The sequence below is a fragment of the Paenibacillus ginsengihumi DSM 21568 genome (genome assembly GCF_000380965.1).
In the GTDB taxonomy this organism is placed as follows: Bacteria; Bacillota; Bacilli; order Paenibacillales; family NBRC-103111; genus Paenibacillus_G; species Paenibacillus_G ginsengihumi.
Genome location: NZ_KB905644.1, coordinates 1 through 13,611, shown reverse-complemented (window position 1 = coordinate 13,611; position 13,611 = coordinate 1). Strand labels below are relative to the sequence as shown.

Genomic DNA, 13,611 nt, shown 5'->3' with positions numbered 1-13,611 from the left:
CTGCCATCTGGTTTGACCGCTGGCTGGGACAAGGGGAACATTTTCAGCATCCGGCAGTAGCCACCTGCATCAAAACGATGCGAAACTGGCGAACGGAGATCGTCAATTATCACTCCTGTCGGTGGACCAATGCGGCGGTTGAAGGAAGAAACAACCGAATGAAAGCCTTTCAACGCCGACATTACTTCACCCGGAACCGGGAACGTTACGTACAAGGACTTCTGGTCGAATGTAACCGTGAACGATTTGGTACATAAAGTCAAGCACTAACTTTGATGTTGAGCCGATTTTTCCGTTAAAAATATGGATTTGCACGTGAAGCAAGGCTTTGTAACGGGATTCATCGGAGCAAATGGGGCCGGTAAATCAACAACGATAAAAATAATGATGAATCTATTAAGGCCGGATGCAGGGGACGTTAAGCTATTCGGGCTGGACTACGAGACGCATGAGAAGGCGATTAAGGAGCGCATCGGGTTTGTATACGACGGTAATGTATTTTTTGAAGGGTTGAACTTGAAAGATATCAAACGCATTGTTGGACCGGCATACAAACGTTGGAATGATGCATTGTTTTATCAATATGTGGAACAATTCGAATTGCCGCTGAACAAAGCGATCAAAACTTTCTCCAAAGGAATGCAGATGAAGGCGTCATTGGCGATCGCCCTTTCTCATCAGGCGGAGTTGATCATCATGGATGAGCCGACAGCGGGCCTGGATCCCATCTTCAGACGGGAGCTGCTGAATTTATTGCAGGAATTAATGCTTGACGGCAGCCGCACGATTTTCTTCTCGACGCATATTACAACAGATTTGGATCGTATTGCGGATTATATCGCATTTATCAAAAATGGAGAATTAGTATTTAACCAGTCCATTCACGATGTAGCTGAGAACTATGCGCTCGTGAAAGGATCAACGGATCTTCTGGATCGGGACACCGAGCAAGCTTTTCTGCATATTCGCCGCACATCAACCGGTTTTGAAGCGTTAACGGATGATCGGGCAAACGTTATCGATCTATTCGGCAATCAAGTGGTGATGGAACGAGCCTCATTGGAAGATATTATGTATCATTTAAAGGGGGATGCGAAACGTGCTTAATCTGATTAGACGGGACATCATCCTGCAGAAGAAACAGCTGATGATCTTTATACCCTATATCCTGTTCTTTATTTTGATGGGCAGTCCGGCTGTTTTGACTTATTTGGTGGCCTCCATCTTTATTCCGTTCAACGCCTATGCTTACGATGAAAAAGCGGAGACCAATATCTTGTTGAATTCCTTGCCTTATACGCGAACGGAGATTATCGCTGCCCGATATTTGGGGGCTATTGTGTACATGGCGGCTTCGATCGGCGTAACCAGTCTGGCTCTACTAGTGTTTGACAAAATGTTTACCTGGACGGATGTGGCTATAGCAGTCGGATTGTTCCTGGTATTTGCCTCGTTAACGTTTCCGCTGTTCCAAATTCTTAAACCGGGTTACATTTCAACGGTTGTACTTACGAGTTTTATTCTCATTTCGCTCGTTTTTCTGCGGATGTCCCGTGCCTTGCCCGAATATGTAACGGCTATTTCGGAGTTTTTGGAGCGATTTTCCGGCCCGGTCATATATACGGGAGCTGCAGTTGTGGTCATGGCAGTCTATGCTGTTTCTTGGGGGGTTACCACGGTCATTTACCAGCGCAAAGCGTTCTGAGAATAGGCATTAGTTATAAAAGCAATGCCAGTGACGCAAATTGGAAATTTTTATTTTTCCAAGAAATTACCTGTTAAATACAGAATTCGTCTTGATACGTTCTGAGAGGCTGGCAGTACGAATCGAATATGCTCAGTAAGAATCCGGAGGTGCACCCTTCGGATTTTGTTATTTTTCATAACATAAAGTTTCCCTGAAATTCCGTTTTCTCTGTGCGTTCCACACAATAAATCGCTCATTCCTTATTCATTATCACAAAATATGTGTCATATAAATTGACACTAAGATCACTCGGAATCTAAGATAAGTACATAAATCAAAGCACGAGGTGATGCAAAGGCAGGAGGTACAAGCGACGGCGTCGATTATGGGCATCGGCTTTTGCTTGCTCGTTGGCGCCTTCTCCAAGAGGATGCTCGTCTCCTGGTACGAATCGGAAATGACCCGCTGATCGGGTACATCTATTTTTCATATCCAGAATCGGAGGGGAGACCATGAAGGAAATTCGAAAAAGACGTACGGGCGCTGCACCCCGACGGGTATCAGAGCTGCTTGCTGCCGTACTGCTCGCCGCCGTCATCGTCATCATCGGGGGATGCGGCGGTTCCGGCGCCGGTACACAGCCCAACGTTCCGGCGACAACGGGTGCGGCTGGTGAAGAAACGCCTGGGACGGAACCTGCCGAACAACCGCCGGCGGAGCAGACGAAGATCACGCAGATTACGAACTGGTTCGCCCAGGCGGAGCACGGCGGACAGTACGCCGCGCTGGTTAAGGGCTTCTATGAAGAGGCCGGCCTGGACATGACGATTCAATCCGGCGGACCGGGCATATCGGCGACGCAGATTGTCGCGTCGGGCAAGGCTCAGTTCGGCATGGGGCAGGCGGACGAAATTTTGTTCGCCAGACAGAACGGTATTCCGCTGGTGGCCATCGCCGGCATTTTTCAAAAAAATCCACAGGCGCTGATGTTCCACAAGAGCGAGCCGATCGACAGCTTCGACGACTTGAACGGCCGTAAAGTGTATGTGGGCAGCGGCGTGGCGTATTGGGAGTTCATCAAGAAGAAGTTCAACCTGGACAACGTGCAGGAAATGAAGTACACGGGACAACTGATCAACTTCATTGAAGACAAAGAGGCGGTTACGCAAATCTATATGACTTCCGAACCGTATACGATGGAGCAGGAGGGTGTGGAAGTCGGCTATTTGCTGAACGCGGATTCGGGCTATATGCCTTATGGCAACTTGCTGTTTACGACCGAGCAATACTTGCGGGAGCACCCGGATATCGTGAAAGCGTACGTGGAAGCATCGATCAAGGGCTGGGATTACTATAAGGACAACGCTGAAGAAATCAACAAGCACATTCAGGAGAAAAACCCGGATATGCCGCTGGAAAAGCTGGAATACAGCGCGCAGGCGCTGCAGCCGCTCGTGTACGGATTCGACGCAGAGACGCACGGCGTGGGACATATGACCGAAGAACGCTGGACCACGCTGATGAACCAGCTGCTCGATTTGGAATTGCTGAAACAACCGATCGACGTCAAGACCGTGTTCACTACCGAATTTTTGCCGAAATAAAAAGGCTTAGCGACGGCAGTGTTGACAATGCTCGAATGACAACGATGTAATTCCAGACGGAGGAGGCGTCATCTAATGAGGTTTGCCGGCATCGATACACAATACAATGCGGCTTGCCGCATGCGCGACGGCACGACCTTATACGCGGATATCTACCGCCCGCCGGGACCGGGGCCGCACCCGGTGCTGCTGATGCGGCAGCCGTACGGGAAGGCGCTCGCGTCGACAGTCACCTACGCGCATCCCGTATGGTTCGCGCAGCAAGGATTTATCGTCGTGATTCAGGACGTTCGCGGTCGCGGGGCGTCCGAAGGACAATTCGAACCGTTCGTGCAGGAGGCAGACGACGGGTACGACACCGTGGAATGGGCGGCGGCGCTCCCCGGGTCGAACGGAAAAGTGGGGATGTACGGCTTCTCGTATCAAGGGAGCACGCAGTGGGCCGCCGCCTCCGTCCGCCCTCCCCATCTGGCCGCCATCGCGCCGGGCATGTGCGCCGCCGACCTGTACCACGGCATGTTTTATCCTCACGGGCGGTTTGCTGTCGGCAGCTTTTTGCCGTGGGCGTTTCAGCTCGCCCGGGACACGGCCCGCAGAGAGGGAGACGGCGAGGCGGAGGCGATCTGTACGCAGATGATGAGGCAGCCGGACGCGCTGCTCTGGCAGCTGCCGGTAACGAAGGAGCACCCGGTGTTGGCCAAGTATTTTCCGACCTATTACGACTGGTGTTCCCACCCGGTGTACGACGATTATTGGGCGCGCCGCAACTGGCTGGACGATGTGTGCGAGGCGCAAATTCCGGCGCTCCACATCGGGGGATGGTTCGACAACTACTTGCTCGGCACGCTGCAGAGCTTCGAAGCCGTGCGGGCGGCGAACCGCGATCCGGACGCATCCCACCGGCTGATCGTCGGCCCCTGGGCGCACATCCCGTGGGGACGGCGGGCCGGAGGCCGCGATTACGGTCCGCACGCAACGGGCCGCCTTCATGAAGAGCACGTGCGCTGGTTCAATTATTGGCTGAAAGGGGAAGGGGAGCCCCCGAATCGCCGCCCGGCCGTCCGCTATTTCGAGACCGGGAGCAACCGGTGGGCGGCCGCGGACGACATGGCGCTGCTCGGCACAAGCGACGGCGCTGCGCGGGAACGCTGGTATCTTGCCACCGCCGGCCACCCGGCCAACGGCGCTTCCGGAGGCGGCCGGCTATCCGAGACGCCGCCTGGTACGGACGATCCGGCAGGCGCGGACGTGTTCGTGTATGACGCCCGGCTGCCGATGCCGTGCGGCTCGTACCTCCCCGAAGATCGGAGCGGGTTGGAGGACCGGTATGAAATCTTGAATTTTACCGGCGGGCCGCTCGGCCGCAGCATCCATGCGGCCGGAGCCCCGCGCGTGACGCTCCGCTGCCAGGTAGCGGGCGGGCCGTCCGATGTGGTGGCGATTCTGACGCTTGTCGGAGCGGACGGGAGCTCCCGGTTTTTGTCCATCGGCCGGGCGGAGGTGCCGGAAGAGGAGGCCGGAGAAGACGGCGCACTGCTGCAAATCCCCATGTGGCCGTTCGCCGCCGCGCTGCCGGAAGGGGCATCGATCCGGCTTGAGCTGACCGGAAGCGCGTTTCCCCTGTTCCTGCGCCATCCGAACCGGATGCCGGAGGAGCGCATTCCCGGCGCCGGTCCGGAGCATCTTCACATGGCGACGATCGCCGTACTGCATGACCCGGCCGCGCCGGCCTTCGTCGAATTGCCGGTGCGCGAACCGGAGTATGAACCAGAATACGAAACGAACGAATAGCGAGAAAGGAAGATGGCCCATGATGACCGCAAACGGATTGTTGGCCGGAGCGTTGGAAAGCTGCCCGGTACGAAAAATATCCGACAAAGATACGAACAAATTCGTGCTGCTGTGCGACGGCGGGCAGGCGCCGTTCGTATCCGTCGTGGAAATTTTCGACGAGGGGGGCAAGACGCCGCCGAATGTGCATAAAGAAGCGTACGAATATTTTTACGTCATCCGCGGCGAAGGCAAGGCTATCATCGCGGGAGCGGAAATCGTGCTCGCCCCGGGGGCGTACCTGGTCGTTCCGCCTGGACTGTCGCATGAAGTCCACAATACCGGCTCCGGAAGGCTGTACGTATTGACCACTATGGTACCGGACGAACAGTTCTCCGACTTGATCAAGTCCGGACCGGAGGCGGCGCTCGATGACGAAGACTTTGAGGCGCTGAAGGGGATTCGGACCGTACGGACGATCGAACCGTCGAGCGCTGATTAACAGCATGAAGATGCACAACCACGCGAAATGAAATAGGCAATAGAAATTGTGGCTAGGGGCTGTAATGGGGGCTAAATGAGGAGTCGTGGAAAGCGAAGAGCGCAAACAATGACGAACGCAAAGGGAGGGCTGCCCATGTTTCAGCGATATGAAGGTACGGCTTGGGAAGAGCGGCTGCTGACCCGGCTTTCTTCCCGCGAAGTCGGGGATATGCCGAAGGACGACGCGCTGGTCGTGCTGCCGCTCGGGGCGGTGGAACAGCACGGACCGCATTTGCCGGTGATGACGGATGCGTTGATCGGAGAAGGGGTGCTTACCCGCACGATGGAGCGGCTTCCTCCGGACAGCAACATATGGCTGCTTCCTCCTGTGTCATACGGCAAAAGCAACGAGCACCTGGATTTTCCCGGCACGATTTCTTTGTCGGCGGCGACCTTGCACGGCATATTGTGCGATATCGCCTTCAGCTTGCACAAGAGCGGATTCCGGCGGCTTTTGTTGTTCAATACGCACGGCGGCAACGCCGATCTGTTTAACGTCGCCGCCCGGGAAATTCGCCTATCGACCGGGCTGATGGTGTTCTATGTAAGTCCGGGCAGTGTCGGCGCGGTGAGCGATCTCATTTCGGAAGAGGAGCGGGAATTCGGCATTCACGGCGGCGATGTGGAGACGTCCCTAGTTATGGCGATCAAGCCGAACTGGGTGCATGACGAGCTGCGAGCGGCAGAAATGCCGGATGTGGCGCGCTACAGGTATTTGACGCTGGAAGGGAAGATCCGCTTCGCCTGGGTCATGAGCGACATCTCCGAGAGCGGCATCGCGGGGGATGCAACAAGGGCCACGGCGGAAAAAGGAGAGCTGATCCTGGATCGCATCGCCGATGCGCTCAGCGAGGCGCTGCTGGAAATCCGCATGTTCGACATATCCGCCGTGAAGAAGAAAGCGGCGCTATCACCCCAATAAAGAGGAGATTGACCTATGCGCATGGCCACACGGAAAGACGGGGCGGCCGAAACGGCTTGCATCGTGACCGAGGCGGGGACGATTCCGATCCACGCCGTCAATCGCGCGGAAGGCAAGCGATGGCCTGTCCAAGTACTGGACATCATCGCTGCGGGCGCGTTGGAAGATATCCGGGCGTGGTACGATGCGGCAGACCCGGAAAGGCTGGCCGCCCTGACGGATTCCTCGGACGCGGAATATGCGCCCTTGTACCGCCATCCCCGCAAAATCTGGGGAATCGGATTCAATTATGCGGCCGATGAGGCCGAACTGCGGCGAACGCCCGCCGACGCCGAGCCGGTGGGCTTCATGAAGCCGGATACGACGATCATCGGCCATCGCGAAGCCATCCGTATCCCGCGGCAGTCGGAGCGGACAGTCGCCGAAGCCGAGCTGGCCGTCGTGATCGGGAAAAGATGTAAAGATGTGGATGCTGCCGAAGCGCTCGGCGTTATCGCCGGATACACAACCGCCATCGACGTCTCGGCCGACGACATCCACCAGAAAAATCCGCGGTTTCTGACGCGAGCCAAGAGCTTCGATACGTTTTGCGGTTTCGGTCCCGTGCTCGTTACGCCGGATGAAATCGATGACGTATCCACCTTGCGTGTGTCCACGGTTCTGAACGGCAGCGTCGCGCATCAAAACCGGATCGCTCATATGCGCTATCCTCCTTGCTGGATCGTGGCATTTCATTCCGCGGTCATGACGCTTCTTCCCGGGGACGTGATTTTGAGCGGGACGCCGGGAGCGGTCGTCATTCGCGACGGCGATGTCGTGGAGTGCCGGATTGATGGCTTCGAGCCGTTGATGAACCGGGTGTCAAGATATTAAGAGAAAGCCCTCGACGGTCCCTGCTTGAGGAGCACCGGTACGAGTCGGAAAGGAAGATGGAGCCCATGAAGGATCAATGGGGCGCTTTTTGCACCGAAATCGGCTTGGAACCGACGCAATCGGGAGCATTGGACGGCCTTGCCTTTGCCGTTAAGGACGTATTCGATATCGAAGGGTATGTCCCCGGGGCGGGGAGCCCGGATTGGAAACGGACGCATGCGCCCGCCCGCCGCAACGCCGCAGCGGTCGACATGCTGCTGCAGAGCGGCGCCAGACTTGCGGGGATGACGAACACGGATGAACTGATGTTCAGCTTGAACGGGGAAAACTACCACTTCGGCACGCCGATCAACCCGCAAGCGGAGCGTCACATCCCCGGGGGCTCTTCCAGCGGATCGGCCGTCGCCGTGTCGGCCGGATTGGTCGACTTTGCGCTGGGCACGGACACGGGAGGGTCTGTCCGCATTCCGGCAAGCTATTGCGGCGTATACGGCTTCCGGCCAACCTACGGCGCCGTTCCGGTTGACGGGGTTGTCCCGCTCGCGCCGAGCTTCGATACGATCGGTTGGTTTGCCCGCGATCCCCGCGTGCTGTGCGAAGTCGGGCGCGCATTGGTCGGAACGGGGGACAGGGCGGTCGACGCTCCGATTCGACGCATCGTGATCGGCAAGGACCTGCTGGCCGTCATGGCCCCGGAATGCCGGGAACAGGTCGAGCCGCTCATCCGGCGGATCGCCGCTTTCACTGAATCCTATAGGGAAGCCGAGATCGCCGTGGATGGATTGGCGGAGTGGATGCGCGTTTTCCGCATTTTGCAAGGTTCGGACGTATGGCGCACCCATCACCAATGGATCGAGCGGGTGCAGCCGCGTTTCGGGCCGGGCGTTGCCGAACGGTTCGCCTGGAGCCGCACCTTGAAGGACCGGGATATCCGGCAGGAACAGTCCGCCCGCGCGGACATTCGGCGGCGTCTGATCGATCTGCTGGGAGACGACGGTTTGATCGTCCTGCCAACGGCGCCCGGTCCGGCTCCGCTGCGCAATACGACAGGGGAGAAGTTGGAGGATTGGCGAGGCAAAACGCTGCAGCTGTGCTGCATCGCCGGATTGGGCGGCTTGCCGCAAGTGACGCTGCCGTGGGCGAGAATCGGCGGCTTGCCGATCGGCTTGTCCGTCATCGCGGGGCCGGGCCGTGACGTTCCCCTGCTGCAATGGGTGAGACACATCGCCCGCGACCTGCGAGCTGCGCAGACGATTCAAACTTGAAACAACGGAACGAAAAGCGGAACTGCCATGAATCGCAGCGTATGAGAGCCCGAACGATGATGGTCCGTCCGCATCATCTGGCGCCGGCTGCGGGCGCGCATCTTGCCCCGAGAGCGGGGACGCCTTCGGACGGTAGAAGAGAAAGGGGAATGACGATGCAGATTCTCGGAAACGCCCGCAACCATTGGCGGGTGTCGGGCGACCGCGCCGATCTTTGCAGGCGGACACCGGACCCGAAGCCGGTCACGATTCATGCTCTGCCGCAGCGGGTCACGTTCGATTTGGCCCGATCCGCTCTCCTCGTCATCGATATGCAGAACGATTTTTGTTCCCCCGGGGGGTGGCTCGATTATATCGGAGTCGATTATACGCCGGCGCGAACGCTGATCGAGCCCCTGGGCCGGCTCCTGCCCGCATTGCGGGCCGCCGGCGTTCCCATCCTGTGGGTCAACTGGGGAAACCGTCCGGACCGGCTTAACCTCAGCCCTTCCGTGCTGCACGTCTACAACCCGAGCGGAGACGACGTCGGCTTGGGCGGGCCGCTGCCAGGGAACGGGTCGCGCGTGCTGGAGAAGGACAGCTGGGGGGCGGCGATTGTGTCGGAGCTGCAGGCGGATGAATCGGACATCCGTATCGATAAATACCGAATGAGCGGGTTTTGGGACACGCCGCTGGACAGCGTGCTGCGCAATCTTGGTCTCAACACGCTGCTGTTTGCCGGCGTCAACCTGGACCAGTGCGTCATGGCGACGCTCCAGGACGCGGTATGTCTCGGCTACGATGCCGTGTTGCTGGAAGATTGCAGCGCCACGACTTCCCCGCCGTTTTGTGCGGAGGCGACGATTTACAACATCAAGCAATGTTACGGTTTCGTCTCGGACGCGGCATCGCTGCTGGCCGAATTATAGCGGGAGGGAGAGGGCAGCGAACGATAAGCTTCGTGTTATCCATAACGCGCTGTTTGCGCGAGGGGACGGCGGGCTGTTCGAACTGCGGGCGGCCGGGGGGAAGATGGGGGCGATCCGGGAGCAGTCCGGGTACCGGAATAACCGTTCAGGTTAAGGGCGGCCTTGTATCCAGCGCAGCAGAACAACAGCGTGGTTGTGGAAGGGATCTTTCGCGGCGTACACAAGAGTGACGTTGTTGTGAACCGCAAGCTCGCAGATCCGATCGACCAGTCCGCATCGAGTCGGATCTAACGACAATTCCTGTTCGTATTTGTCTGTAAATTCCTCAAATCGCTCCGGTCGGTGGCCGAACCATGTGCGCAGTTCGGGACTTGGAGCGATTTCTTTCATCCATTCGTCAATGGAAGCTTGTCCCTTTGAAATACCGCGCGGCCATAGCCGGTCGACCAGTATGCGTATGCCGTCTTCGGGGGCAGGCGGTTCGTAAATGCGTTTTATCTGTACGGAGATTCGGTTCTCTTCAGTCGTTTTTCGATTCATAGCTCATCCATCTTTCGTGGATCGTGGTACCTTGTGTCCGATCATTATATCACAAGTCTTGATTGCTAGCCCTGTCTCTTTTGAAACAAAAGATTTAGCCCGTTATGATTCCCCTCACATTCCGCGCCATCAATCTATATTAGGATAAGTGGAGCAGGAACGCGAGAGGAGTGAGGATATGCTGTCCCAAATGAAGGAGAGGGACTATAAGGAGAACCCGTTTATCGTCATCTGGGAAGTGACCCGGGCTTGCGCACTGAAATGCTTGCATTGCCGGGCGGAAGCGCAATATAAACCAGACCCGCGGCAATTGACATTCGAGGAAGGGAAGAAGCTCATCGACGACATTGCCGATATGGAGCATCCGCTGCTAGTGTTTACCGGAGGGGATCCTCTGATGCGGCCCGATTTGTTCGAGCTTGCCCGTTACGCGATCGAGGACAAGAAGCTGTCCGTATCTATGACACCCAGCGCAACGCCCAAGGTGACGCGTGAAGCCGTCAGGAAAGCGAAGGAGGTAGGGTTGTCCCGTTGGGCTTTCAGCCTGGACGGTTCAAACGCTGATATTCACGACCACTTCCGGGGCACGAAGGGATCGTATGCGCTGACGATGCGGGGGATCGAATATTTGAAGGAATTGCATATTCCCATTCAGGTGAATACGACCGTGTCGAACTACAACCTCCACGATCTTGCGGCGATTGCAGACAAAGTCATGGAAATGGAGGCGGTGCTCTGGAGCGTCTTTTTCCTTGTGCCGACAGGGCGAGGTATGGAAAAGGACATGATTACCCCGGAGCAGCATGAAGAAGTGATGAAATGGCTCGTTCGAGTACAGCAAACGATGCCTTACGGGGTGAAAGCGACCGAAGCGCCGCATTACCGAAGAGTATTTCTTCAGGAAAGAAGACGAAGCGGCCAAATGAAGGCTTCCGCCGAAATCAAACGGGAAGATCTGCTCGGGCGCGCCCCCAAAGGTGTCGGGGACGGGGACGGATTTGTGTTTATCAGCCATATCGGCGAAGTATACCCGAGCGGATTTCTTCCGATCGCATGCGGAAATGTAAGGGACCGGCCCTTGGCCCACATTTACAGAAACTCGCCTGTCATGAAGCAGCTGCGCGACAAGTCGCTGTTAAAAGGCAAATGCGGTGTTTGCGAGTTCAAAGAGATTTGCGGAGGCTCCAGAGCGAGAGCCTACGCGGTTACCGGCGATTATTTGGAGAGCGATCCTTATTGCGTCCACATGCCGAATAGGCCGGAATTTCCTGTTTCATAACGATTCATGCAGCGACATCATCTCCGAATAGGCAAAGGAATCCTCTTAATTAAGCTGTTTTTGGATTTGGGCATGTTCCCGCAAGTTATTTGGCCGATTGCTGCTTGGGAACGTTCAGCAGCTCAGGGACCGTTACAAGTCGGTATCCTTTGGAACGAAGCGTCTCAATGATTTGGGGGAGCGCTTTGACCGTCCCCGACAAATCCTGTCTTGGCCCGCCGCCGGAATGCTGCAGGACGATAGAGCCCGGCTTGATGCTGTTCATCACATTGGACAAGATCTGGGCTTGGTTTAACTGCTTCCAATCGAGCGAGTCGATGTTCCAGTTCACCACCAGCAGCCCGTGTTCGGCTGCCCACAGCAGCTGACTTTCGCTGATTTCCCCGTACGGGGGCCGCAGCAGCTTGGGAGCGTATCCGGCCAGGCGGCCCAAGCTTTGCTGCGTCTTTTGAACTTGTTCGCGAAAAGCATCGTCGGAGAGCCGGGTGAACAATTGATGATTGTAAGAATGGTTGCCGACCGTATGGCCTTCCTTGACGATTCTTTTGACGAGTTCGGGGTGTTTTTCCGCGGAGGAGCCGATCAGGAAAAAGGTTGCCCGCACATCGTATTTGCGAAGCACGTCGAGGATTTGGGCGGTATACTGGTTGTCCGGCGCATCGTCGAAGGTCAGGGCGACCGCTTTCTCTTCCGACGAACCGCGCAACTTGAAATATTGCGGATATTTCCTCGATAATTGCGCCAGCGTAAGCCGGCCGGCTTGCGCCGCTGCGCTTCCGGTTGCGACCTCCGTATTGCGCGCACGCACAGGCGGCTTGGCCGGTTTCGCCGCCGCTGGCGGCTTGACAGCCGGGGAAGGGGGAGTCTCGGCAGTCTGCGGCTGGGCACGATCCGGTTGCGGAGCTGCATCCCGGGCAAGCGGGCGATAGGGCGGGCCGATAAAGTCGGACTGCGGCTTATGGTTTTGGACAAGCGGTTTGGGGGCTGCCTCCGGCAATGAACCGGCGCTTTGCTCCGTCTTGCTCGAGCGGAGCGCTGCCGGAGGATGAGAAGTCCCCTGGGGACCGGACGGGGCAGGCGTCTCCAGACAGCCGCCTGCGGCGACAACGGCCATGCCAACGACAAGAGCCAGCATACGTTTCATTCAGCAATCTCCCCTACGATGGTGTTTGGTTGTAGTGTTTGATGCAGGGGAAATAATTATCCTAACCGCTCAACCCTTCCCAGATCATCCGCAGAGCAACGATGACAAAAGTAATGCGCAGCACCCACAGCAGCCGGTTCCCGCTTAGCTTGCCGGCAATCCTGGCCCCTAGCCAGCCGCCGATCAAGGCGCTGGGCGCCAGTCCCAGCACCATCCACAGATCGACTTCGCCAAGCCGTAGATGCATCGCTGTTCCCGCGATCGCCGATAAAAAGATAACGAACATGGAGGTAGCCGTCGCCACGTGGGGCGGGTAGCCGAACAATAAAACCATGGCAGGCACGAACAGCGATCCTCCGCCGATGCCGAACAGCCCGGAAATAAAGCCGACGATGAGCCCGATCGCCAGGGCGGGGATCAGGCTGTAACCGTACGTATGCGTTGTCCCGCTCGCATCGGTGTACGTTCGGGTGATGCTCCAGCGCAGCTTAAGCGGCTTCAAATAGCCTTTGGCAATGAGAAGCGCAGCCATCAGCAGCATGAAGAATCCGAAATACAGCTGGAACGAGCGGGTATCGACAAACTGCGTAATATAAGCGCCCAGGAGCGAACCGGGGCCGCTCGTCAGGAAAAACAACAGGGCGCTGCGGAAATCGACGCTGCGCTGCTTAATGAAGGCCAGCGTCGAAGACAGGGCAGTGAAGATCAGCACGGCCAGGGAGGTGCCGACGGCGATCGCGACGGGAATTTCCTTGCCGACAAAAAGAGGCCCCAGATACACCAAGGCCGGTACGATAATAATGCCTCCACCCAGCCCGACAAGGCTGCCGAAGACGGCGGCGACCAGTCCGACCGCCGTATAGAACAATAAAACCATGTCCGGCTCACTTCTTCCGTTAATGATGAATGTGAATAAATATTAGCATACTTAGGAAGAAGTGCAAAACATCCTGCTATGTTCGGGGCAGAGCGGACGGGGACTCTATCTTGAAAATTTGGCGATATACGCCGACAAAATTTCAACACCGCAGGTGACGACCGATGACGTAAGGAAGCGCTCGTCATAGGCGTCTATC

The 13,611-nt window shown here is 57.0% G+C and carries 14 protein-coding genes; 11 read left to right on the top strand and 3 right to left on the bottom strand.

All coding sequences use genetic code 11. From position 1 onward, the window contains the following. The 10 genes from F591_RS30980 to F591_RS0125550 form a co-directional block, all read left to right on the top strand. Window positions 1-257 (top strand): transposase (locus F591_RS30980; RefSeq protein WP_211217633.1); only part of this gene is annotated, 257 nt, incomplete at its 5' end. 46 nt (window positions 258-303) lie between these two features. Next, a complete protein-coding gene (locus tag F591_RS29140) occupies window positions 304-1,107 on the top strand; it encodes an ABC transporter ATP-binding protein (RefSeq protein WP_083935623.1) in 804 nt (267 codons plus the stop codon). Then, the gene (locus tag F591_RS0125590) at window positions 1,100-1,705 is read left to right on the top strand and encodes an ABC-2 transporter permease (protein WP_019537437.1); all 606 of its coding nucleotides are present in this window, start codon (window positions 1,100-1,102) and stop codon (window positions 1,703-1,705) included. The genes F591_RS29140 and F591_RS0125590 overlap by 8 nt, the downstream gene beginning before the upstream one ends. Window positions 1,706-2,199: 494 nt before the next feature. Further along, on the top strand, window positions 2,200-3,291 hold the full coding sequence (locus tag F591_RS0125580) for an ABC transporter substrate-binding protein (protein WP_019537435.1): 1,092 nt from the start codon (window positions 2,200-2,202) through the stop codon (window positions 3,289-3,291). A 75-nt stretch (window positions 3,292-3,366) separates the two neighbouring features. Beyond that, entirely contained in the window at window positions 3,367-5,082 is a 1,716-nt protein-coding gene (locus tag F591_RS0125575) for a CocE/NonD family hydrolase (RefSeq protein ID WP_019537434.1), read from the top strand. A 19-nt stretch (window positions 5,083-5,101) separates the two neighbouring features. After that, window positions 5,102-5,563 carry a cupin domain-containing protein gene (locus F591_RS0125570; RefSeq protein WP_019537433.1) on the top strand — a complete coding sequence of 154 codons (462 nt, stop codon included), beginning with the start codon at window positions 5,102-5,104 and terminating at the stop codon, window positions 5,561-5,563. Window positions 5,564-5,698: 135 nt separating this feature from the next. Then, window positions 5,699-6,526: a creatininase family protein gene (locus tag F591_RS0125565; protein ID WP_019537432.1), complete on the top strand. Its 828-nt coding sequence runs from the start codon at window positions 5,699-5,701 to the stop codon at window positions 6,524-6,526. 21 nt (window positions 6,527-6,547) lie between these two features. Beyond that, on the top strand, window positions 6,548-7,399 hold the full coding sequence (locus F591_RS0125560; RefSeq protein ID WP_245581135.1) for a fumarylacetoacetate hydrolase family protein: 852 nt from the start codon (window positions 6,548-6,550) through the stop codon (window positions 7,397-7,399). Window positions 7,400-7,464: 65 nt separating this feature from the next. Continuing rightward, on the top strand, window positions 7,465-8,664 hold the full coding sequence (locus F591_RS0125555; RefSeq protein ID WP_019537430.1) for an amidase: 1,200 nt from the start codon (window positions 7,465-7,467) through the stop codon (window positions 8,662-8,664). 56 nt (window positions 8,665-8,720) lie between these two features. Further along, entirely contained in the window at window positions 8,721-9,572 is an 852-nt protein-coding gene (locus F591_RS0125550; protein ID WP_245581134.1) for a cysteine hydrolase family protein, read from the top strand. 150 nt (window positions 9,573-9,722) lie between these two features. On the opposite strand, the gene F591_RS0125545 is transcribed toward F591_RS0125550, so the two are convergent. Then, window positions 9,723-10,112, bottom strand: coding sequence for a DUF488 domain-containing protein (locus F591_RS0125545; RefSeq protein WP_019537428.1), 390 nt, complete (start codon window positions 10,110-10,112; stop codon window positions 9,723-9,725). Window positions 10,113-10,290: 178 nt separating this feature from the next. Between F591_RS0125545 and F591_RS0125540 the strand changes: the two genes are divergently transcribed. Then, the gene (locus tag F591_RS0125540) at window positions 10,291-11,391 is read left to right on the top strand and encodes a TIGR04053 family radical SAM/SPASM domain-containing protein (RefSeq protein WP_019537427.1); all 1,101 of its coding nucleotides are present in this window, start codon (window positions 10,291-10,293) and stop codon (window positions 11,389-11,391) included. An 85-nt stretch (window positions 11,392-11,476) separates the two neighbouring features. On the opposite strand, the gene F591_RS29135 is transcribed toward F591_RS0125540, so the two are convergent. Both F591_RS29135 and F591_RS0125530 read right to left on the bottom strand, forming a co-directional pair. Continuing rightward, window positions 11,477-12,535, bottom strand: a complete 1,059-nt coding sequence (locus F591_RS29135) for a polysaccharide deacetylase family protein (protein ID WP_019537426.1) — start codon at window positions 12,533-12,535, stop codon at window positions 11,477-11,479. 61 nt (window positions 12,536-12,596) lie between these two features. Beyond that, on the bottom strand, window positions 12,597-13,412 hold the full coding sequence (locus F591_RS0125530; RefSeq protein WP_019537425.1) for a sulfite exporter TauE/SafE family protein: 816 nt from the start codon (window positions 13,410-13,412) through the stop codon (window positions 12,597-12,599). Window positions 13,413-13,611: the final 199 nt, after the last annotated feature.

Bases quoted from the DNA above. Each gene is read 5' to 3' on its own strand.
- F591_RS29140 (WP_083935623.1), top strand. From the start codon at position 304: ATGGATTTGCACGTGAAGCAAGGCTTTGTAACGGGATTCATCGGAGCA.
- F591_RS0125580 (WP_019537435.1), top strand. From the start codon at position 2,200: ATGAAGGAAATTCGAAAAAGACGTACGGGCGCTGCACCCCGACGGGTA.
- F591_RS0125575 (WP_019537434.1), top strand. From the start codon at position 3,367: ATGAGGTTTGCCGGCATCGATACACAATACAATGCGGCTTGCCGCATG.
- F591_RS0125570 (WP_019537433.1), top strand. From the start codon at position 5,102: ATGATGACCGCAAACGGATTGTTGGCCGGAGCGTTGGAAAGCTGCCCG.
- F591_RS0125565 (WP_019537432.1), top strand. From the start codon at position 5,699: ATGTTTCAGCGATATGAAGGTACGGCTTGGGAAGAGCGGCTGCTGACC.
- F591_RS0125560 (WP_245581135.1), top strand. From the start codon at position 6,548: ATGGCCACACGGAAAGACGGGGCGGCCGAAACGGCTTGCATCGTGACC.
- F591_RS0125555 (WP_019537430.1), top strand. From the start codon at position 7,465: ATGAAGGATCAATGGGGCGCTTTTTGCACCGAAATCGGCTTGGAACCG.
- F591_RS0125550 (WP_245581134.1), top strand. From the start codon at position 8,721: ATGATGGTCCGTCCGCATCATCTGGCGCCGGCTGCGGGCGCGCATCTT.
- F591_RS0125545 (WP_019537428.1), bottom strand. From the start codon at position 10,112: ATGAATCGAAAAACGACTGAAGAGAACCGAATCTCCGTACAGATAAAA.
- F591_RS0125540 (WP_019537427.1), top strand. From the start codon at position 10,291: ATGCTGTCCCAAATGAAGGAGAGGGACTATAAGGAGAACCCGTTTATC.
- F591_RS29135 (WP_019537426.1), bottom strand. From the start codon at position 12,535: ATGAAACGTATGCTGGCTCTTGTCGTTGGCATGGCCGTTGTCGCCGCA.
- F591_RS0125530 (WP_019537425.1), bottom strand. From the start codon at position 13,412: ATGGTTTTATTGTTCTATACGGCGGTCGGACTGGTCGCCGCCGTCTTC.